At 72.2% G+C, this 827-nt stretch carries 1 protein-coding gene; it reads left to right on the top strand.

The genetic code is table 11. The features are described from left to right. The coding region (locus ACGLHR_RS51925; protein WP_400103943.1) for a tyrosine-type recombinase/integrase at positions 1–827 on the top strand (827 nt) is incomplete at both ends.

Genomic DNA, 827 nt, shown 5'->3' with positions numbered 1-827 from the left:
CAGCCGGCCTGGCGCTGGGTGATGGCGTCGCGCAAGAAGCTGGCGCGCGGCGCGCCCGCGTGGCGGCCGTTTGCCGGGCCGCTGTCCCCGGCCAGCGCGCGCCACACCCTGGTGATCCTCAATGGCCTGTTCGCCTGGCTGGTCGACGCCGGCTACCTGGCCGGCAACCCGCTCTCGCTGGCGCGCAGCCGGCGCGGCACGGCCAAGCCACGCATCACGCGCTACCTGAGCCACGAGCTGTGGCAGGCGGTCAAGGACGCGATCGAGGCCATGCCGGGCACGCTCGAACGTGCGACCGAGCGCGAGCGCCTGCACGCGGCGCGCTGCCGCTGGCTCTTCACGGTGCTGTACCTGGGCGGCTTGCGGGCGGCCGAGGTGGCCGAGACCCGGATGGGCGCCTTCTTCGGCCGGCGCGACCGGGAGGGCCTGGAGCGCTGGTGGCTGGAGGTGACGGGCAAGGGCAGCAAGACGCGGCTAGTGCCCGCCACCGATGAGCTGATGGTGGAGCTGGCGCGCTATCGCGAGGCCTACGGCCTGCCGCCGATGCCATTGCCCGGTGAGGATCGCCCCATCGTGCTACCGGTCATTGGCAAGGAAAAACCCTTGTCGCGCGGCGCGCTGCACCTGGTGCTCAAGGAGATCTTCGCGCTGGCGGCCGAGCGCCTGCGCGCGCGCGGACCGGATTGGGAAAGCCGGGCCGCGGTGCTGGCCAGCGCGTCGGCGCACTGGCTGCGCCATACGGCGGGGTCGCATATGACGGACCAGCAGGTGGACCTGCGCTTTGTGCGGGACAATTTCGGGCATGCGTCCATCTCGACCACCAGCGC

Source organism: Cupriavidus sp. CuC1, from assembly GCF_044627735.1.
In the GTDB taxonomy this organism is placed as follows: Bacteria; Pseudomonadota; Gammaproteobacteria; order Burkholderiales; family Burkholderiaceae; genus Cupriavidus; species Cupriavidus ulmosensis.
This window is presented reverse-complemented; position numbering and strand designations above follow the sequence as displayed.